The 20,744-nt window shown below is 42.0% G+C and carries 23 protein-coding genes; 8 read left to right on the top strand and 15 right to left on the bottom strand.

The genetic code is table 11. From position 1 onward, the window contains the following. Positions 1–58: 58 nt before the first annotated feature. From tuf to FTT85_RS05175, 5 genes are all read right to left on the bottom strand, one after another. Positions 59–1,249 (bottom strand): elongation factor Tu, encoded by a 1,191-nt coding sequence (tuf, locus tag FTT85_RS05155; RefSeq protein WP_180002848.1) that lies wholly within the window; start codon positions 1,247–1,249, stop codon positions 59–61. Positions 1,250–1,342: 93 nt separating this feature from the next. Next, complete coding sequence (fusA, locus tag FTT85_RS05160; protein WP_180114326.1) at positions 1,343–3,478, bottom strand: elongation factor G; 2,136 nt, start codon at positions 3,476–3,478, stop codon at positions 1,343–1,345. Positions 3,479–3,609: 131 nt separating this feature from the next. After that, on the bottom strand, positions 3,610–4,080 hold the full coding sequence (rpsG, locus tag FTT85_RS05165; RefSeq protein ID WP_005011815.1) for a 30S ribosomal protein S7: 471 nt from the start codon (positions 4,078–4,080) through the stop codon (positions 3,610–3,612). Positions 4,081–4,258: 178 nt separating this feature from the next. Then, positions 4,259–4,633 (bottom strand): 30S ribosomal protein S12, encoded by a 375-nt coding sequence (gene rpsL / locus FTT85_RS05170; RefSeq protein WP_000246374.1) that lies wholly within the window; start codon positions 4,631–4,633, stop codon positions 4,259–4,261. Positions 4,634–4,788: 155 nt separating this feature from the next. Further along, complete coding sequence (locus FTT85_RS05175) at positions 4,789–6,249, bottom strand: EcsC family protein (protein WP_180183038.1); 1,461 nt, start codon at positions 6,247–6,249, stop codon at positions 4,789–4,791. Between the two features lie 273 nt (positions 6,250–6,522). Here FTT85_RS05175 and FTT85_RS05180 point away from each other — a divergent pair, with 273 nt between their 5' ends. Beyond that, entirely contained in the window at positions 6,523–7,752 is a 1,230-nt protein-coding gene (locus FTT85_RS05180) for a beta-ketoacyl synthase N-terminal-like domain-containing protein (protein WP_078190050.1), read from the top strand. A gap of 68 nt (positions 7,753–7,820) precedes the next feature. Further along, complete coding sequence (hemJ, locus tag FTT85_RS05185; protein WP_180022661.1) at positions 7,821–8,273, top strand: protoporphyrinogen oxidase HemJ; 453 nt, start codon at positions 7,821–7,823, stop codon at positions 8,271–8,273. Between the two features lie 69 nt (positions 8,274–8,342). Here the strand turns inward: hemJ and FTT85_RS05190 are convergent, their stop codons facing one another. From FTT85_RS05190 to FTT85_RS05225, 8 genes are all read right to left on the bottom strand, one after another. After that, positions 8,343–8,837 carry a hypothetical protein gene (locus FTT85_RS05190; protein WP_180183039.1) on the bottom strand — a complete coding sequence of 165 codons (495 nt, stop codon included), beginning with the start codon at positions 8,835–8,837 and terminating at the stop codon, positions 8,343–8,345. Between the two features lie 72 nt (positions 8,838–8,909). Next, positions 8,910–9,605 carry a hypothetical protein gene (locus FTT85_RS05195; RefSeq protein ID WP_180183040.1) on the bottom strand — a complete coding sequence of 232 codons (696 nt, stop codon included), beginning with the start codon at positions 9,603–9,605 and terminating at the stop codon, positions 8,910–8,912. Between the two features lie 108 nt (positions 9,606–9,713). Next, the gene (lysM, locus tag FTT85_RS05200; RefSeq protein WP_180008199.1) at positions 9,714–10,187 is read right to left on the bottom strand and encodes a peptidoglycan-binding protein LysM; all 474 of its coding nucleotides are present in this window, start codon (positions 10,185–10,187) and stop codon (positions 9,714–9,716) included. A 191-nt stretch (positions 10,188–10,378) separates the two neighbouring features. Then, positions 10,379–10,615: an acyl carrier protein gene (gene acpP, locus FTT85_RS05205; RefSeq protein WP_078190054.1), complete on the bottom strand. Its 237-nt coding sequence runs from the start codon at positions 10,613–10,615 to the stop codon at positions 10,379–10,381. Positions 10,616–10,700: 85 nt separating this feature from the next. Continuing rightward, a complete protein-coding gene (gene fabG, locus FTT85_RS05210) occupies positions 10,701–11,435 on the bottom strand; it encodes a 3-oxoacyl-ACP reductase FabG (RefSeq protein WP_180183041.1) in 735 nt (244 codons plus the stop codon). Beyond that, positions 11,432–12,412 carry an ACP S-malonyltransferase gene (fabD, locus tag FTT85_RS05215; protein WP_180183042.1) on the bottom strand — a complete coding sequence of 327 codons (981 nt, stop codon included), beginning with the start codon at positions 12,410–12,412 and terminating at the stop codon, positions 11,432–11,434. The genes fabG and fabD overlap by 4 nt, the downstream gene beginning before the upstream one ends. Before the next feature lie 205 nt (positions 12,413–12,617). Continuing rightward, complete coding sequence (rpmF, locus tag FTT85_RS05220) at positions 12,618–12,800, bottom strand: 50S ribosomal protein L32 (protein ID WP_004279227.1); 183 nt, start codon at positions 12,798–12,800, stop codon at positions 12,618–12,620. A 77-nt stretch (positions 12,801–12,877) separates the two neighbouring features. Next, complete coding sequence (locus FTT85_RS05225; protein ID WP_078190057.1) at positions 12,878–13,435, bottom strand: DUF177 domain-containing protein; 558 nt, start codon at positions 13,433–13,435, stop codon at positions 12,878–12,880. Between the two features lie 97 nt (positions 13,436–13,532). On the opposite strand from FTT85_RS05225, the gene FTT85_RS05230 reads away from it, so the two are divergent. From FTT85_RS05230 to FTT85_RS05240, 3 genes are all read left to right on the top strand, one after another. Next, a complete protein-coding gene (locus FTT85_RS05230; RefSeq protein ID WP_180073190.1) occupies positions 13,533–14,195 on the top strand; it encodes an elongation factor P hydroxylase in 663 nt (220 codons plus the stop codon). Between the two features lie 89 nt (positions 14,196–14,284). Beyond that, a complete protein-coding gene (locus tag FTT85_RS05235) occupies positions 14,285–14,902 on the top strand; it encodes an L-threonylcarbamoyladenylate synthase (protein WP_078190059.1) in 618 nt (205 codons plus the stop codon). 100 nt (positions 14,903–15,002) lie between these two features. After that, positions 15,003–15,329 (top strand): hypothetical protein, encoded by a 327-nt coding sequence (locus FTT85_RS05240; protein WP_180183043.1) that lies wholly within the window; start codon positions 15,003–15,005, stop codon positions 15,327–15,329. A gap of 14 nt (positions 15,330–15,343) precedes the next feature. Here FTT85_RS05240 and FTT85_RS05245 read toward each other — a convergent pair whose 3' ends face one another. After that, entirely contained in the window at positions 15,344–16,063 is a 720-nt protein-coding gene (locus FTT85_RS05245) for a GNAT family N-acetyltransferase (protein ID WP_180005436.1), read from the bottom strand. Positions 16,064–16,402: 339 nt separating this feature from the next. On the opposite strand from FTT85_RS05245, the gene FTT85_RS05250 reads away from it, so the two are divergent. The 3 genes from FTT85_RS05250 to rluB are packed head-to-tail and all read left to right on the top strand — an operon-like array spanning position 16,403 to position 18,950. After that, positions 16,403–17,197 (top strand): ScpA family protein, encoded by a 795-nt coding sequence (locus FTT85_RS05250; RefSeq protein ID WP_180005437.1) that lies wholly within the window; start codon positions 16,403–16,405, stop codon positions 17,195–17,197. Further along, the gene (gene scpB / locus FTT85_RS05255; RefSeq protein ID WP_078190063.1) at positions 17,194–17,790 is read left to right on the top strand and encodes an SMC-Scp complex subunit ScpB; all 597 of its coding nucleotides are present in this window, start codon (positions 17,194–17,196) and stop codon (positions 17,788–17,790) included. The genes FTT85_RS05250 and scpB overlap by 4 nt, the downstream gene beginning before the upstream one ends. A 41-nt stretch (positions 17,791–17,831) precedes the next feature. After that, a complete protein-coding gene (gene rluB, locus FTT85_RS05260) occupies positions 17,832–18,950 on the top strand; it encodes a 23S rRNA pseudouridine(2605) synthase RluB (RefSeq protein ID WP_180011977.1) in 1,119 nt (372 codons plus the stop codon). A 51-nt stretch (positions 18,951–19,001) separates the two neighbouring features. Here rluB and FTT85_RS05265 read toward each other — a convergent pair whose 3' ends face one another. Beyond that, on the bottom strand, positions 19,002–20,741 hold the full coding sequence (locus FTT85_RS05265) for an ABC transporter ATP-binding protein (RefSeq protein WP_180183044.1): 1,740 nt from the start codon (positions 20,739–20,741) through the stop codon (positions 19,002–19,004). Positions 20,742–20,744: the final 3 nt, after the last annotated feature.

Below are 20,744 nucleotides of genomic sequence, written 5' to 3' on the forward strand. Positions count from 1 at the left end.
TTGAATAAGCATAAAAAAAAGCGCCTCAAAGAGGCGCTTTTTTACACACATTTAGTGATTATGCAGTTACTTTAGAAACAACACCAGCACCAACTGTACGGCCACCTTCACGGATCGCGAAGCGTAAGCCAGCGTCCATTGCGATTGGGTGGATTAATTCTACTGACATTTCTACGTTGTCACCAGGCATAACCATTTCAACGCCTTCTTTAAGCGCGATCGCACCAGTTACGTCAGTTGTACGGAAGTAGAACTGTGGACGGTAACCGTTAAGGAATGGTGTATGACGGCCACCTTCGTCTTTAGAAAGTACGTATACTTCTGCGTCGAATTTAGTATGCGGTTTGATTGTACCTGGTTTAGCAAGTACTTGACCACGTTGAACGTCTTCACGTTTAGTACCACGTAGAAGAACACCACAGTTCTCGCCCGCACGACCTTCGTCAAGAAGTTTACGGAACATTTCTACGCCAGTTACAGTTGTTTTAACTGTATCTTTAATACCAACGATTTCAACTTCTTCGCCTACTTTCACGATACCAGTTTCAACACGGCCAGTTACTACTGTACCACGACCTGAAATTGAGAATACGTCTTCGATTGGCATAAGGAATGCTTGGTCGATAGCACGTTCTGGCTCTGGGATGTAAGAGTCAAGAGCTTCAACAAGAGCAACTACAGCATCTTCGCCGTATTGACCAGCTTCACCATTAAGCGCTGCAAGAGCAGAACCACGGATTACTGGAGTATCGTCGCCTGGGAAGTCATAAGTAGAAAGAAGTTCACGAACTTCCATTTCTACTAATTCAAGAAGTTCTTCGTCGTCAACAAGGTCGCATTTGTTTAAGAATACAACGATGTAAGGTACACCTACCTGACGAGAAAGAAGGATGTGTTCACGAGTTTGTGGCATTGGACCATCAGTCGCAGCACATACAAGGATTGCACCATCCATTTGCGCAGCACCAGTAATCATGTTTTTAACATAATCGGCGTGACCTGGGCAGTCTACGTGAGCGTAGTGACGGATTGGAGAATCGTATTCTACGTGTGAAGTATTAATTGTAATACCACGTGCTTTTTCTTCTGGTGCAGAGTCGATTGCAGCGTAATCTTTCGCTTCACCACCGAATTTTTTTGCACATACAGTTGCAATTGCAGCTGTTAAAGTAGTTTTACCGTGGTCGACGTGACCAATTGTACCCACGTTAACGTGTGGCTTATTACGTTCGAACTTAGCCTTAGCCATGAGATCTTCCTTTTTAAACTACTCATGCAGGGATACTGCATGAGCATTTGGTTTTTAACTATGAATTAGTTTGGGCTTATAGTAATCGAAAGATTACTCGTCGTCACCTTTTTTACCGCCAGATTGGAACTTAGCGATGATGCCTTCAGCCACGTTACGTGGTGTTTCAGCGTATTTAGCGAATTCCATAGAATAAGTCGCACGACCTTGAGACATAGAACGCATATGAGTTGCGTAACCAAACATCTCAGAAAGTGGAACTTCTGCACGGATAGCTTTAGTACCACCAGGTAAATCGTCCATACCTTGAACAAGACCACGACGACGGTTTAAGTCACCCATGATATCGCCCATGTAGTCTTCTGGTGTTTCTACTTCAACTTTCATGATTGGTTCAAGCAAGATAGGATCTGCTTTCATGAAACCGTCACGGAATGCGTAAGAACCAGCCATTTTGAACGATAATTCGTCAGAGTCGACGTCATGGTAAGAACCATCGAACAATGTCGCTTTGATGCCAACAACTGGATAACCAGCTAGGACACCATTCTTCATACGTTCTTGGATACCTTTGTCAACTGCACCGAAGAATTCTTTAGGTACTACACCACCAACAACTTCTTCAGCGAACTCGTAATCTTTGCCAGCATCTTCAGCAAGTGGTTCTAAACGTACGTATACGTGACCAAACTTACCTTTACCACCAGTTTGACGTACGAACTTACCTTCTTGTTCAACTGATTTTTTGATCGTTTCACGGTAAGCTACCATTGGTTTACCAATGTTCGCTTCAACGTTGAATTCACGCTTCATACGGTCAACAATAATGTCAAGGTGAAGCTCACCCATACCAGCAATAATTGTTTGACCAGATTCTTCGTCAGTACGTACGCGGAATGAAGGGTCTTCTTTCGCCAAACGACCTAAAGCAACAGACATTTTTTCTTGGTCAGCTTTAGTTTTAGGCTCAACCGCAAGCGCAATTACTGGCTCTGGGAATTCCATACGCTCTAGTGTAATTACATTATTTTCATCACATAATGTATCACCAGTAGTAGTATCTTTAAGACCTACACATGCTGCGATATCACCCGCACGAATTTCTTCAATATCGTGACGGTCATTTGCGTGCATCTGTACGATACGGCCAACACGTTCGCGCTTCATTTTAACTGGGTTATAGCAAGGGCTACCTGCTTTAAGCACACCAGAGTAAACACGTACGAATGTTAAGTTACCTACAAATTTGTCGTTCATGATTTTGAACGCAAGCGCAGAGAACGGAGCATCATCAGACGCTTCACGAGAACCTTCAGTTTCGTCTTTGTCGTCAAGGATACCTTTAATCGCCTCGACATCAGTCGGCGCAGGTAAGAATTCAATGACTGCGTCCAACATACGTTGAACACCTTTGTTTTTGAACGCTGAACCACAAAGCATTGGTTGAATTTCATTCAACAATGTACGTGCACGTAAACCTGAAACGATTTCTTCTTTAGTTAACTCACCTTCTTCAAGGTACTTGTCCATGAGTTCTTCTGATGCTTCCGCAGCAGCTTCAACCATGTTAGTACGCCATTCGTTAGCAGTATCAACTAATTCAGCAGGGATTTCGCCATATTCAAACTTCATACCTTGAGACGCTTCGTCCCAGATAATCGCTTTCATTTCGATTAGGTCAACAACACCCTGGAAGTTTTCTTCTGCACCGATTGGAACAACGATTGGCACTGGATTACCACCAAGACGTGTTTTAACTTGTTCAACAGCACGGAAGAAGTTCGCACCAGTACGGTCCATTTTGTTCACGAATGCAATACGTGGAACTTTATATTTATTTGCTTGACGCCATACAGTTTCAGACTGAGGTTGTACACCACCTACAGCACAGTAAACCATGCATGCACCGTCAAGAACACGCATAGAACGTTCAACTTCAATAGTGAAGTCTACGTGTCCTGGGGTATCAATTACGTTAATACGGTGCTGTTCGAATTGGTTACCCATCCCTTTCCAGAAGCATGTTACTGCCGCTGAGGTAATAGTAATACCACGTTCTTGCTCTTGTTCCATCCAGTCTGTAGTTGCAGAACCTTCGTGAGTTTCACCAAGTTTGTGACTTTCACCTGTGTAGAACAAAATACGTTCTGAAGTGGTAGTTTTACCAGCATCAATGTGCGCAGAGATACCAATGTTACGATAACGAGAAATTGGGGTTTGACGAGCCATGATTTCTAGCATTCCTAAATTTTGTTGTTTAAAACAGGACGCTTTAAGCTGCATAGCAACTTAAAGCGATTCGATGACAAAACAGTGACAACTGATTTGTCACCCTCCTGAATAGGGGCTGTTTTATCCGCTTAGAAACGGTAATGAGAGAAGGCTTTGTTGGCTTCAGCCATACGATGCACATCTTCACGTTTTTTGATCGCTGCGCCTTTACCTTCAGCTGCATCAAGCAACTCACCAGCAAGACGTAAAGCCATAGTTTTTTCAGAACGCTTAGCAGCAGCATCTACTAACCAACGCATAGCCAAGGCAGTACGACGGGATGGGCGTACTTCCATAGGCACTTGGTATGTAGCACCACCAACACGGCGTGCTTTTACTTCGACCATAGGACGAACTTTTTCAAGAGTAGTCTCGAAAAATTCAACTGGGTCTACTTTAGATTTTTCTTGAACGCGGTCTAAAGCACCGTAAACGATACTTTCAGCAATAGATTTTTTACCATCTTGCATTACGTGGTTCATGAATTTAGCGATTGTTTGGCTGCTGAACTTTGGATCCGGAAGGATTTCACGGGCAGCAACTACGCGACGTCTTGGCATTTTAATACACCTAATAAATATGACACTTCAGGTTACTCCAGCAGGTGCACAAAGTGTCATGTGCTTTCGCTGGCCTTACTATACGTCGCTTGGAATTTTCACAAAAAATGCAGAAATCAGACAAGCGAGACGATAAAGGATTGCAGTTCTAACGAACTAAGAAGTTAATCTTTTCAGATTATTTCTTAGGACGTTTAGCACCGTATTTAGAACGAGACTGGTTACGATCTTTAACACCAGCACAGTCTAAAGAACCACGAACGGTATGGTAACGTACACCTGGTAAATCTTTAACACGACCACCACGGATAAGAACAACACTGTGCTCTTGTAGGTTATGGCCTTCACCACCGATGTAGCTAGAAACTTCGAAACCTGAAGTTAAGCGAACACGGCAAACTTTACGCATTGCTGAGTTAGGTTTTTTAGGTGTAGTTGTGTAAACACGTGTACAAACACCACGACGTTGTGGACAAGCCTTCAACGCAGGAACTTTAGATTTTTCAACTAAAGTTGTACGACCCTTACGGATCAACTGATTTGTTGTTGCCATTTGGCAATTCTCCCGTTAATAAAAAGCCCCAAAAAATACTACTTTTTGAGGGCATGCAATTGTAAGCGAAGACTTAAAATTGGTCAACAATATACGATCATCGAAAACATTTATTCATCGTGATTTGCGCAATTTTTCACCCACAAATAAATAGTTTATTTTTCAGAAGAATCTGCTGATTTTTTTGTAACTTTATCTACGGCTGCTGTTTTGGCTTTACGCGGCTTAGTTTTGGGTGCAGCTTTTTCCACTGGGACATCCTCCTGCTGTACAGATTCCAACACATCAAACTCATCTTTTTCAGCTAAAGCAGGTTTTTGCGCAGCCCCGGGTGCATGAGGCTCAACAACTTTCTCCGCAAGTGCCTCCAAACCTTCTGAGACTTTTTGTTCCTGCTCTACTTCCACTTCGGCTGCATCAGAGTTTTTAACTTGTGCTTTTTTGATGACTTTTACTGCGCGGATACTCTCATGACCTGCAACATCTATGGTCTGATCTAGTACCGGCTCAGCCAAATCAATATCTTTCGCCTTAATACCTTCTAGTAATTTAGGTGTTGCTTGAGCAAGCAACTCAAGAGAACGCTCATAGGCATGTAAAGGTGACAAGCTAATATCCTGATGCTGCAAAATATATTGGCGCGCATTAGAAAAGACTTGCTGTGCCTTCTGATTCACCTCATCCACTAAACGGCGACTATACACCACACTTACACCAACACTCACCACAGGAGATAATCGTGATAGCTGATTTAACAATGAAACTTTTGGCATTTGATTGAGCCATGCCCACTTAAACTGACCATTTTCATCTAGTACATATTTTTTCAATGCTGCTGCATCAGTATCTGAACCCACCAATTGCTGCAATTGATGTAAATCACTATTTTGTAGCGTACTACTCAGAGCTTTTATTGCCATAAGCAAAGTTTGTTTTTCTGCAATTAAACTCAAGTCGACCTGTTTGAAAATAAACTGAACGATATCTTGATCACTTTCTTTACTTAAGTCGAAACCATAAGAACGTCCAACTTGATAAATCACTCGCAAAGTCATAATCAGTGAAGCAGGAATATCAATACTTGAACCAATAACACCTGTCGCACCTGTTAAAGCCCCTTGAATCGAAGCAATCCATTTATTTTGCTCACCCAGAGCCTGACTAATACGACGCGAACGATCGACATCTTGTGTCAACTCTTCTAAATCACGTACCCCAGCTTCATCCAGTACAGCATCTACAGATGAAATATCCGAACTAAAATGATTAAGTCGATCAAATAAATAATCAGAAATTTTGTCACTAAATTGAGGAGCAACAAAATTAGCCACATTATTTACGGTATTAAAATGTCGACCGAATAATTGTCTAGAAACATTTGGAACGTGTTCACGCAAGATTTGCTGAGGATTATCATATTTTTTTACATCAAATACGCCCGCTTGCCTTGACTGACCCTCCAAAGTTTGACCATTTTTTTGAGGTTGAATGACCTTAGTTACGGATTCGGGTGCGACATGATTAATGATGGACACCCCAGTAGAACTGAGCTTTTTAGCCACTCCAAAGGCGTTTGAGAGTAGACCTGCCGTTGGTTTATTATTCGTTTTCACCATTCCCTACCTCATTAAAACTATTCTTGAAATTATTGATAAATACTAGGTGTAGTCAAACTTTATCACAACTTGAATATGTATCTTTAAGTTAAGTTTTTTGCTGCAAAGTTGCAAATTAGCTCAGTCAACAATAGGCATAGGATTTGCCATAAGAATTCAAAAAGCTTTCTGCTATCATTATTCCAATCAAATTATATGAGTTCGCCTATTTAGAAAGTTTCCATCGTATACTTTCTATAGCTTGCTCACACACTACCTATAAAGGATCTGTAGATGAAACGTGTTGTAATCACTGGTATGGGCATCAACTCATGCATTGGTAATACATTAGAAGATGTCACTCATTCTTTGCAAAACGGGATTTCTGGAACACGTTTCAACCCAAGTTATGCTGAACTTAATTTTAAAAGTCATGTCAGTGCGGCTGCAGAACAAAACTTTGACGGTATTGACCGCCGTTTAAAACGCTTTATGGGCGTATGCGCAATGTATGCATACAACTCCGCTTTGGCTGCGGTAGAAAATGCAGGCTTAACAGCAGAACAAATTGGCGGTAATCCACGTTACGGTATTGCGGGTGGTTCAGGTGGTGGTTCAACTGCATCTGTTGTTGAAATGAAAGAACTTCTAGACACCAAAGGTGCACGTAAAGTTGGGCCATTCTTTGTACCACGTAACATGACCAACACCATTACCGCAAACGTGGGTGTGGCATTTAAAATGCAAGGTATTGCACATACGATTACTAGCGCATGCGCAACATCTGCAGATGCCATTGGTTATGCATACAACCTGATTCAATTGGGCAAACAAGACTTAATGCTTGCCGGTGGTGGTGAAGAAGACCATTGGTCACAAAGTCTTTTATTTGATGCAATGGGCGCACTTTGTTCAAAATACAATGACACTCCTGAAACTGCTTCCCGCCCTTACTCTGCTGACCGTGACGGTTTCGTGATCGCTGGCGGCGGTGGCTTCGTTGTACTAGAGTCACTTGAACATGCTCAAGCACGTGGTGCAAACATTTTGGCTGAAGTTGTCGGTTATGCAGCAAACTCTGATGGTGCTGACATGGTTGCACCATCAGGTGAAGGTGCGACTCGTTGTGTCCTGATGGCGCTTGAAGAAGCAAAACAACACGGCGTAGACAAAATTGACTATGTAAATACACACGGCACATCTACTCCGGCAGGTGATGTTACTGAACTTAAAGCAATGGAGCGTGCTTTCGGTGAAGGACAAGTTCCTCCACTCAGCTCGACCAAGTCGATGACTGGTCACAGCCTGGGTGCTGCAGGTGTACAAGAAGCGATTTACTCTATTTTGATGATGCAAAATGACTTTATTGCACCAAACATCAACGTGACTGAACTGGACGAAGGTGCAAAACCTTTTGATATCGTACTTGAAAAACGTGATGCAAAATTGAATACTGTGATGAGTAACAGTTTTGGTTTTGGCGGTGTAAACGCTTGCCTCGTTTTCAAAAAATGGGAAGCTTAATATAAAGTTTGCTGCTTTGGCGCTTCGGTGCCAAAGCACACACCCACCGCCCTTTTAAGGGTCAATATATGGATGCTCCATCAGATGCTTTCCTCTGGGTCAAAGCATTACATATCATCGCAGTTGTTTGCTGGTTCGCAGCGCTATTTTATCTCCCTCGCCTTTATGTCTACCATGCCATGAGTGATGATGCTACGAGTCATCAGCGCTTTCAAATCATGGAACGCAAGCTATATCGCGGCATTATGTGGCCCGCAATGATTGCTACACTGATCACGGCGCACTTCCTCGTCGATTGGGGTGATGCAACACGACACTACCATGAAGCGCTTTGGTTCTACCTAAAAGTTGGATTAGTTGGACTATTGGTGATTTATCATTTTGTTTGTGGTTATTACCGTAAAAAGCTTATCGAAAATGCACATTATAAGTCGCATAAATTCTGGCGTTATTTTAATGAAATGCCCACTTTGATTTTATTTGCGGTTGTCATTTTAGTTGTAGTGAAGCCAAGCTTCTAAACGACTGTAAAAAAGCCCCTACTCATTGGGGCTTTTTTATTTCTATACCAAAATGTTTATATACAAAAACTACAACTGCACACAGCTATCTAAAATATTCCAATTGTGTGCTCTAAATTGCTCACGCGGATACGGCACCTCAGCACACAGCATACCCTCCTTCTTAAAGAAACGTCGGCCGTGGCTATTTTGATTCAACTGCGTTAAATCAGTCGCACCCTGATTCAACAAATTAAAAATCATAATTCGATCATTCAAAATGTGCCCCGCAAGCACATAGCGCTCCCAAGGCACCCCCTCTATATTGGACAAAGTATTGCCCAAATAGTTTTTGATATGCCAAGATGAATACTGTCCCTGTTTTTGACCAGCCTGCATCCTAAACGAATCATAAGAAAGCTCAGATAGCTGTGCCGCCTCTTCATATTGCTTAAACAATTGATTTGCAGTTTGATTTGGCAAATACAACCAATACATCAACGAGGTATTCCAGTCCGATAATTGCTGCACCTGCTTCAACACCGCATATACGCCATAGGCTTCCAATTGCGCTGCTGAGCGCAAACTTAACTGACTGGCACTTAAAGGCTCTAAATAAACAACTTGTCCAGTCTTTAATTGCTCATTACGTATAATTCAAACATAACGTGCCAGCCAGCTTTGAATCAGCATCCTTTCAACCAATGAGATCGGGCGCTCAAGCATCTGCTGCAATCTTTGATATTCAGCCATATATGCATCCAGCTTATCCTCTTTATTTAACGCAATATTGATCTGATAAAGGATCGCCAACTGATTTAAATACTTAAAGTCTGGATATGCGGAATTGCTCGGCATACTTAAACTGCGGTATTGGTCTGCATGCTGCAACCATGTGTTAAAGCGCTGCAACGGCACCTTTTCTTGCTGTATCAGCGCACCGAGCACCTGATGATGCTTAACAACAAATGCGCTAGCTGCCTTAGGATCATCGACCAGCAATTGCTGAAACTCCGCAACTAAATTCGTCTGTTCTTCTGACCACTTTTCACGTGTTAGCTTCGCATTCAATGGCTGGCCCAATACATTCTGATGCTCTTGCCCCAACAAACTAAATGCCCAATCTTGATGATAACGATAGCGCCCAACATTCAATGCCGAAAACCGATCTGCGGCATTCAGCCCAAGCAAGTTAAAATACGGCTCTTGTGTGTAATTTGAATGATAAGAAATTTCAGACTGCTGCCACTTGAGCACCCGAGGATCAATACGCTCATCCCACCGCAGCCAAAGACAAAAACACACAACAACTGCAAGCAACAGCAAGAAAATAAAGATGATTTTTTGTTTCATTGATTTCTTATTTTGAATTATTTCAGCCGCATTATATTCAACTTCACCATTCACGCATACAAAAAAAAGCCATCACAAGATGGCTTTTTTTACTTTAAACACAAATATTTATGCAGGAATACGAAGCACCTGACCTGGGAAAATGTCATCGGCATTTTTTAGCAAAGGACGGTTTGCTTCAAAAATTTTATTGTATTGATTTGCATCACCATAAAATTCTTTAGAAATCTTAGAAAGATTATCGCCTGATTTAACTGTATAAAATTTACTTTCTGGTTCTGGCGTTGCTACAGTCAACTGATCATCCACTTGCGCCACATGATCAATATTCCCTACCGCCAAGATAATCTTTTCACGATCTGCTTGGCTTTGCACCTGACCTTTCACTGTTGCTAGATCTGAAGTCCCGTTATAACTCACAGACAAGCCAGTTACAGGTAAGCCCAGTGCTTTGATATGACCCAATAACTTATTGGCAATTTCTTGTGCAGATGGTTCAGAAGGTGTTGCTGGCGCTGCCTGAGGCTCTGCAGGTGCTGTATTTTTTTTACCAATACCTTTTACAAAATCAAAAAGACCCATGTTTTTCTCCGTTGTTTTTACTGTTTTAAATAATTTAACTATTGTTCAATCTCTATTTTTATAGCTAAAAAGTAACCGCTTTTGAGTTGTTGTTAGTGACAGAAACGTAAGCTAATGTAAAAACAAAATATTCGGCATAAAAAAAGCCACCGAATGGTGGCTTTTTAAATCAGCATCGCTGAAATCTAAAATTAACCTAGTTTCTTAGAAACGTAGTCAATTGCAGATTGTACAGTAGTGATTTCGTTTGAGTCTTCATCAGGAATAGTGATGTCGAAATCGTTTTCGAAAGACATAACTAATTCAACTAGGTCTAGAGAGTCTGCACCTAAGTCATCCATGAAAGAAGCTTCATTTTTGATCTCGTCTGCTTTAAGACCAAGTTGTTCAGCTACTGCTTGTTTTACGCGTTGTTCGATATCGCTCACAGGAATTCTCCTCATTGCTTGTGGCGTTTTTAATGCCGTTAGTTTAATTGAATCTAAATCGTTTTGAAAGTTTATACTTGAGCGCTTAGCTCATGTATAAACCACCATTTACATGTAATACAGTTCCGGTAATGTAACTTGCCTTTTCAGAAGCAAGAAAACTTACGGCATTTGCGATATCTTGCGGCTCACCTAAACGGTTTAAGGCCACTTGATCATTCATCTTTTTACGAATTTCTTCGCTTAACTGTTCTGTCATTTCTGTTGCAATAAAGCCCGGAGCCACTGCATTTACAGTGATTTGGCGGCTTCCCATCTCTTTTGCAAGGCTGCGACCAAAGGCCTCAATCCCTGCTTTTGCAGCAGAATAGTTTGCTTGTCCTGGGTTAGCAAAATGTGCAACCACAGAACTAATATTAATAATTCGGCCAAAACGTGCTTTGGTCATACCCTTTAAAACACGTTTAGAAAGTCGATAAACGGCTTTCAAATGAATGTTGAGAATGTCATCCCAATCATCTTCTGACATACGAAGTAACAAATTATCTTTGGTAATACCCGCATTGTTCACCAAAACCAATACAGAACCAAAGTTTTGCTCAATGTCTGATACCAATGCATCAATTGCAGTTGCATCACGTACATCTAAAACTTTACCCGCACCATTTTCAGCAAAAGCAGCAGATAATTTTTCCGCACCCGCTTCTGAAGTTGCAGTACCTACAACAAAATAACCGTCTTGAATCAATTGCTGAGCAATTGCTGCTCCAATCCCTCGGCTCGCACCTGTTACTAAAGCAACTTTGCGTTCTTGTGTCATGCAATTTTCCCTTCTGCCACTAAAATGGCATTCAGTGCATCTTCCATACGACCTTTCGTGTCGAGTGGGAATGCTTTTTCAATATTTGGCAAACGTTTTGCGAGATTCGCAAGGACATTACCCGGACCACATTCAGCAATGTACTGAATACCTTGGTTTTGCAAATACTGCATGGTCTTTGTCCACTGTACAGATTGGTATAACTGTGCAGTTAACGCCTGACGTAATTGCGCTACATCAGTCGCGATTTCAGCGCCTACATTTTGTATTACAGGTATAGTAGGCAGCTCAATGGCAGTTTCTTCCAATGCTGTCGCAAACTGTTCAGCAGCAGGTTTCATCAATGCACAATGCGATGGCACAGAAACCGGAAGTGCGATTGCCTTACCGCCATTTTCTTTAGCAGCAGCCATAACCGCTTCAACCATGGCTTTATCGCCCGCAATGACAACTTGACCTTGTGCATTGTAGTTTGCAGCATCTACTGAACCTAGGCCTTCTGCTTGAGTACAAAGTTCAATGACTTTGGCATCATCTAGACCCAAAATTGCCGCCATTGCACCTTGACCTTCAGGTACAGCACTTTGCATTAACTGACCACGTAGGTTCACCAGTTTAACGGCATCACCTAGGCTCATCGCTCCCGCAGCAACCAAGGCGCTGTATTCACCCAATGAGTGACCCGCAAGGTATTTCGGTGCAACACCACCTAACTCTAACCACACACGCCATAAAGCAATACTGGCAGTCAGTAGTACAGGTTGAGTAAATTCTGTTTGGTTTAACCCTTCACCACTTTGCGCAATTTGCCAAAGATCAAAGCCAACTGCTTCTGATGCTTCTGCAAATGTTGCTTGCACACTACTAAACTGTTCTGCAAGTTCAGCGAGCATGCCGACTTTCTGTGACCCTTGACCCGGGAACACGAATGCAGTTTTAGTAGCTTGAGCTGCTTGCTCGAGTTGTTTAGCAGACATAAAAAAATCCTTTATCAAGACTGGTGAATTTATGCTATTTGGACATTTATTCAACACAATCCCATGTAAGCTTGTTTCAGGGACGGAAATTTAACACTTAATTTTTGTCTTGGTAATTGCCAAATGCAACAAAAAATCGGTACAAAAAAAGGGAGCTTAACGCTCCCATTTTTTCTACTAAGCTTGACGCTTAATACATCACCAATTATTCAGCAGATGCTTTAGCGAATAATTGACGACCACGGTAGATACCATCTTTAGATACGTGGTGACGACGGTGAGTCTCGCCAGTAGCTTGGTCTACAGTTAATGCATTCTCGGTTAAAGCGTCATGTGAACGGCGCATGTCACGGCGAGAGCGACTTTTACGGTTTTGCTGAACGGCCATGATGGCTCCTTACAAAGATCGAAAAAATGGATCAGAACAAATTCGATTGTCTTATACTCAAGAGTATAACACAAAAATTAGTTAAGTTTACCCTTCAAACCTGCCAAAACATCAAACGGGTTGTCCCGTTTTTCTTCAACAAGCTCTTCAGCGGCAGGTTGATGCTTATGTTCACAAGCGTCGTGCTTAGGTGACAAAGGCATCAACAATAACAATTCATCCTCTATCAGTGAGAGTAAATCAGCAGTCGCAGGTGCATCATATGAACCTTTGGTTGTTGCTTCACTTTCACCTAAAACGATGAAATCAGCATCCTCATCCAAGCGCTCTATCAGTGACTCGTCATCTACAAGAGCTAGATGAAAACTTAAAACAAGTGGGATCTCAACAGTATCCAGACAACGCTGGCATTCCATTGGAACATTTGTTTCAACATGACCATCTAGCCATACAATGCGATGATAAGCATCCATTGATAGCTTACAGTCTATGTTAATCAATTGATCATCAATTGATCCAACAGCTTCACGAGCAATACGAACAAAGCGAGATAATGGCAGTGTTCCTGACCATTTAAAGCCCTGTTCAGCCCATTTAAACGGCTCAATCTGTGCCGGAAAGGTATTTGCTGACATAATTAAGGCGGCAATTCTACAAATTCATCAGTACTCTGTCAAAGATTAAGATACAATTTTGTACTTATTTAGACAGACCATTTGGGTAACTTAAGTTATGCATCTGTTGCAGCCGCAAACAGAAGTGAATGTTTCATCACTTATGAGCACAATTTCAACGCTTGATTCTGACATTTCAACTGACCAAGTGCAACTCTCGGCTTGGGAGAAACTTTCCACAGAAACAGAACACGTCGATTGGCTCATCTTACACTTTAATCATTGGTTTTCCCACCTGAATGTGAGCTTAGTGAAAGGTGACTTTGAGCCCGAGTACTTTCCTGCTGATTCAAACGGCCCTGCCCGTATTCAATTTGCTCATGGTTATTTCAATAGCGCCCTGCATGAAATTAGCCATTGGACTATTGCTGGCGAGCAACGCCGTTTACTTCCCGATTTAGGCTATTGGTATGCACCAGATGGTCGTAGCAAAGAGCAACAAGCCCTCTTTGAACAGGTAGAAATTAAGCCCCAAGCGATCGAATGGTTATTTGCCAAAGCCTTTGGACGTAAATTTCGTGTCTCACTTGATAACCTTACTGGTGAAGGCGGTGATGGCAGTAGCTTTAAAGATAATGTCTATGCACAATTACAGGCTTATTTTAAGGGCGAAGCCAAACTTCCACGCGATGCTTGGCGCTTTATCCAATGCATTTGCCACTGTACACGTGCTGGCAAAATGTTACAGGCGAATGAATTTCAACGTGAAATGCTTGATTAAATTATACAATTTGACTGCATTTCACATTGCACAAAGCAAATATACCGCGACATAATGTCTAGAGCTTTTAATAATAAGAGGAAAACGACATGTTGCATTTAAGAATACATCCGGAAAATCCTCAGCCCCGTTTAATTACGCAAGCCGTTGAACGGATTCGTGCCGGCGATGTGGTGGTTTATCCTACAGATGCCGCCTATGCCATCGGTTGCCAAATTGGGAACAAAAATGCCATGGAACGCATTGCCCAAATTCGTCAGCTCGATGCTAAACATCAATATGCGATTATTTGTGCAGATTTATCTGACATTGCCACTTATGCCAAAGTCGATAATGCCATGTATCGTTTATTGAAAAATAACACCCCTGCGGTCACTACCTTTATTTTGCCTGCGACCAGTGAAGTTCCTCGCCGTTTAATGCATCCTAAAAAGAAAACCATTGGACTACGCATTCCGAGCAACCCGATTTGCCAATTGTTACTCAAAGAACTCGGTGAACCTTTATTAACATCGACCTTAATTTTACCGGGCCAAAAAGAACCGATTGATGATCCTTACGAAATTGAACTGCAAATCGGCAAACGAATAGATGTATTAATAGATGGTGGTTTAGGTACTTTAAATACCACTAGCGTTGTAAACCTTGCAGGTGAATACCCAGAAGTGATTCGCCGTGGTGTCGGTGATGTCAGTGCATTTGAATAACATGTCCTGTTAAACACATGCTGTCGATTAGAGGCACAGCATGTAAAATACATCTGCTCAAAACGCGGTTAAAGCACCTTTCGATAAAGGAATCGACCTGATGACTTTATTTCAAATTTTACTCAAGCTCCAAAATGCGACAGACCTCAATGTCTCCGAGCAAAACCGTCTCAATCATCTCGCCATTTATGCCACTGAGCCTTGGACTTTAGAATCCAAGGCTCAACTAAGGGCAAAAGATGAAAATTTAATTTCACCAATAGCGACAACACAGCCGCAAATTTTTCATTATTTTCTGCATGCATCAACGGTCAAATCGCTGTTTAAACGTAGAGCTAATCAAAATCTCTGCTCGCAAGCGCAGTGCCAACTCATCATCGAATTTGCACTTGAACAAAGGGTCTTACCAACAGGCTCAAAACCTTGATAGTGTGCTTTTCCTCAAGCGCGATAAAGCTGCATAAATTCTTTTAAATGAATTTTTTGTTGCCCTTGCTCATCAAAATTATTTGTATTGAGCCAAGCTGCATAAGCTTGAGACAACATTGGCCAATCCTGATCTAACATCGCAAACCAAGCGGTATCACGGTTACGACCTTTCACAATCACATGTTGACGAAACAACCCTTCAAATTGAAAGCCAAAACGCAAAGCAGCGTTTTTCGAAGGCGTGTTCAAGTCATCACACTTCCACTCCACCCGTCTATATCCCGCTGAAAAGCATGCTTTTAACAATAGATAAATGGTTTCTGTTGCGGCGGTTGATCGCTTCATTAAACTTGAAAAAAAGACATTGCCAATTTCGATGACAGCATGTGCTGGGCGTACATTGAGCAATCCAATCCACCCTACAATGGCATCACCTACCTCAATGACATAATGCATCGAACCGGTAAAATGAAAGGATTGCTGAAAATAATCACGCAATTGCTGCATGCTTTGAATTTGAGAATAAGGCAAATACGTCCAACAGCGTTCATCAGGTTCTTGTTGTACTGTCTGCCATAGCCGCTGTAAAAGACTATCATCAAGCTGATCTGGCAGCATTGGAATAAGCCGAACAGATTGCCCCATTTCGGTTTTACATCTGAACTGGCAAGGTTCAAACTGCGCCAACGTCATCCCTACGGCCTGACCCCATTGATTATATTGTTGTGGCATAGCAAATATTCTTTTAGTCAATTCATTCAAATCATTTCATGATAGACGCCCACCATCCAGACATCACAGCTTAAATAAGTTCATGGATTGATGAGTGTATTATTTATAATTAACACAAGTTGTGATCGATATCACAGCTTTAAAATTTTACATGTGTATAAATAAAGCCTATTCCCTATAAATTTTATGTTTTTTACCCAATTCAACCGTTCAGTAATTTCTTTAAACGCATTTTTCCATTACACTATTCCCTATAACTTTTGTGCTTTTACTTTCGATGTGAGATCGAAGCGAAAGCTGTCTGCATGCCTTTGAAAATTCGCGTGGCCTATAATTGCAATGAACCAAACTGTCCATAATTCTATGGAAGATGCTCCACACATTCGCGTTTTGGATGAGTGGCAAGAAGCTATTCCAGAAGATTTGTACATTCCACCCGCTGCATTTGAAATTCTATTAGAGCATTTCGAAGGACCACTCGACTTTCTGATTTACCTGATTCAAAAAAATGGCTTCGACTTATTACAAGTCGATATTGCCCCGATTGCATCCCAATATTTGTCCTATATGGATGCAATGAAATCTCTAGATATTGAATTAACCGCAGATTATATGGTGATGGCAGCCCTATTGGCCGATTTAAAATCGCGTCTATTATTGCCAAAACCTAAGTCGACCGCAGCACATGAACAAGATCCTAAACAAGAATTAATTGACCGTTTAGAAACGTATTTACGCATCAAACAAGCTGCGGAAAGATTAGGTCAAATGACTGTATTGGATCGGGATACTTTCGATACCAATGTCAGTTTAGGAACTATTGTCGAAACCAATGATGGCTATGACATTCAATTACTTCGTGATGCCATACTCTGTGTTTTTAATCGACCAGAACCAGTTACCCACCAAATTCTACAAGAGCCTGTCTTACTCGAAGAACGTATTGCTTATATTGAAACTAAGCTTGAGTCAGGTGAAGTATTAGATTTTGCAGACTTACTCAAGCCAAGCCAAGGCCGCATGGGTGTTGTCGTGACATTTATGGCCGTGTTGGAACTGACACGCCAACAAAAAGTTCAAATTGTCGCATCAGGTGTAGAAGCACCGCTTGCAATTCAGGGAGCACGTGCATGAACACTGAACTTAAACAAATGACTGCGGTGTCTTCAGAAGATAATCTGCATGAAATTTTGATGCAGCTTGAAGCCATTATTTTTGCCAGTGAAGCGGCAGTGAGTATTGCCCGTTTAAAAGAGGCTTTCCAAGACCGTTTCAGTAAAACCGAATTACGCCAATATTTGCAGCAGCTTTCAATGCTGCAACACGGCAGATCAATTGAACTTGTTGAAACCGCTCAAGGTTTCCGTTTTCAAGTACGTGCAAAATATCGTAATATTATTGCACAGACCTGGCCTGAACGACCAACTCGTTTATCGCCATCCTTGCTCGAAACTCTTTCTGTCATTGCTTACCATCAACCGGTAACCCGCGCAGATATTGAGCAAATCCGCGGGGTGACCAACAATAGTCAAATTTTACGTACGTTATTTGACTGGAACTGGATTAAAGAATCTGGTTTTCGTGAACTCCCAGGACGACCCGCGTTGTTAGTTACAACGCCTCAATTTTTAAATGCTTTTGGTCTAACCTCTTTGGGCCAATTGCCTCCCCTGCAGGATGCCAAGGAAGCTTTTATGGCCCTCGATGCGAATGCACCGAAGTCATAAATAGGTGAACTGTTGATGATAATTTCTAAGGTTATGCTGTCATGAGTGAAAAATTGCAAAAGGTGCTCGCACGCGTTGGTTTGGGTTCTCGCCGTTATATGGAAGAAGTCATTGCCGCTGGTCGTGTGAGCGTAAATGGGCAAGTTGCCCAAGTGGGTGAACGTATTGAACCGGGTGATGAGCTTCGCATCGATGGTCGTAAAGTTCAGTTCCAAATTGAAGACGAAATTCGTCGCCGTGTGTTGATTTACTACAAACCAGAAGGCGAAATTTGCTCACGCAATGACCCTGAAAACCGTCCAACGGTATTTGAACAATTACCTCAAATTACCGGTGATCGCTGGGTAATGGTAGGTCGTCTAGATATCAACTCTACAGGTCTATTGCTGTTCACAAATGATGGTGAACTGGCGAACCGTTTAATGCACCCTTCTAGCGAAATCGAACGTGAATATGCCGTTCGTGTTATGGGTGAAGTCACTCCTCAGTTAAAAAACAACATGTTACAAGGCGTTGTTTTAGATGATGGCCCTGCAAAATTTGAGTCATTCTCTGAAATTGGTGGTGACGGTATTAACCGTTGGTATCAAGTGGTCGTAAAAGAAGGTCGTAACCGCGAAGTTCGTCGTATTTTCGAATCTCAAGGCTTAAAAGTGAGCCGTCTTTTACGTACACGTTATGGTTCAGTAATTCTGCCACGCGAACTACGTACTGGTCGCTGGATCGAGCTAGATAAACAAGATATCGACAACTTAACCAAGTCCGTTGAGCTTAAACCACGTCAAGGTACTGGCCTGTTTGGTATGGCGAAACGTCGTACTGAACGTATGCAAGATAAACCAATGGCAGCACGTCGTGGTGGTTACTTACGCCAACAACGTCGTGACAGTGACGAAAACCAGCCACAACAAAGCAATGGTTATCAAGACAACCGTGGCGAACGTCGTACTGGTCGTACTGAAGGTGGTTTCCAAGGCAATGGATTTAACCGTTCAGAGCGTCGCAACGAAGGGTTCAACAATAACCGTAATGATCGCAACAGTGAAAACTTCGGTAACCGTGAACGTCGTAACGACAATTTTGGCAATCGTGAGCGTCGTAATGACTCTGTGCCAAGTCGCGCATTTAGCGGAAACAACAAAGGCTTTAAGAAATTTTAATTTCTTAAGTATAAAAAAACCGCTCATTTGAGCGGTTTTTTTATACCAATACTAAATAAATTGTTCAGTGGTTTGTGGAATCGCACTCAGCAAACGCTTGGTATATTCATGCTGAGGTGATCGATACAACTCATCCGAGTTTGCAATTTCAACAATATCACCATGGTTCATCACCATGATTTGATCAGAAATATATTTCACCACAGATAAATCATGTGAAATAAAGATATAGCTCAAACCAAATTCATCTTGTAAATCTTGCAATAAATTCAGAACTTGGGCTTGAACCGAAACATCTAATGCAGACACAGACTCATCACAGATCAAAATTTCTGGCTTTAAGGTCAAGCATCGTGCAATGGCAATACGTTGACGCTGACCACCAGAAAACTCATGTGGATAGCGATAAAATGCTTGTGCAGGCAAACTGACACGTTCAAGTAAATCAAACGCCATTTGCTCTCGTTCTGCATCATCCTTCCCAATCTGATGCACTTGCATCGGCTCCATCAGAATTTGACCCACAGTAAAACGTGGATTAAGTGAAGCATATGGGTTTTGGAAAATGATCTGTATTTTGCGCTGATATTGGGTAAATTCTTTTTCGCTCATCGCCAAAATATCATGACCTTCAAACAGCGCCTGACCACCTGTCGCTTCCTGTAGACGCATCAGTAAAAGGCCGATTGTGGTTTTACCTGAGCCAGACTCTCCAACCAACCCGAGCGTTTTACCTTTCGCCAGTTGAAACGAGACACCTTTGACCGCCTGATACTCATCCTTACCAAATAAACCCTTGCGGCTATAAAACGATTTTTTTAAGTCTTTGACATCTAAAATAATCTGTTCGTTACCCGTAAGACCACGCGTTCGTTGTCTACGGGTTTCCTCAGATAAATGCACATCCTCAATCAGCTCATCACCATTTTGACGCATAAAATCACTGATCATCGGTAATTTATAAGGACGCTCTGACATCTGTGGACGACACTTAAGCAAAGCTCGAGTGTAGATATCTTTAGGATGATCCAGCACTTCATTGACCAAGCCTTGTTCACGGATTTCTCCATGACGCATGACAATCACCTGATCGGCAATTTCGCTTACCAATGCTAAATCATGCGTAATGAACAGCATCGACATCTCACGTTTCTTTTGCAAGGCTTCAAGTAAATCTAAAATTTGCTTTTGAATCGTCACATCAAGTGCCGTGGTTGGCTCATCGGCAATCAATAACTTCGGCTCACATGCAATTGCCATTGCAATCATGACCCGCTGTTGTTGACCACCTGACATTTGGCTAGGATAGGCATCAATTTTCGTTTCAGGAGAAGGAATACCTACTTCCTTCAATAATTCCAAAGTCCGTGCTCTTGCCTGCTTACGCCCCATACCTAGATGAAGTCGTAATACTTCGGCAATTTGATCGCCCACCGTAAAGACAGGATTGAGTGACGACATCGGTTCCTGAAAAATCATTGCAATATCTTTACCACAGATATTACGCATTTCTCTTGGAGACAGACTCAGTAAATCCTGCCCTTCAAAAATAATTTTACTCCTTGCATCTATACGGCTTTGATCACGTGGCAACAGCCCCATAGTTGCCAACGAGGTCACCGACTTGCCACTGCCAGATTCTCCCACAAGCGCCACAGTTGTATTGGCAGGAATGTCAAAAGATATTCCTTTGACCGTTTCGATATAGCTTTTATCTTCGGCTTTAAAGCTCACTTTCAGGTTTTGAACACTGAGGAGCGTTGGTTTAACAGTTTGATTTTGTTCCGTCATCCT

Source organism: Acinetobacter sp. YH01020, from assembly GCF_013420275.1.
In the GTDB taxonomy this organism is placed as follows: Bacteria; Pseudomonadota; Gammaproteobacteria; order Pseudomonadales; family Moraxellaceae; genus Acinetobacter; species Acinetobacter amyesii.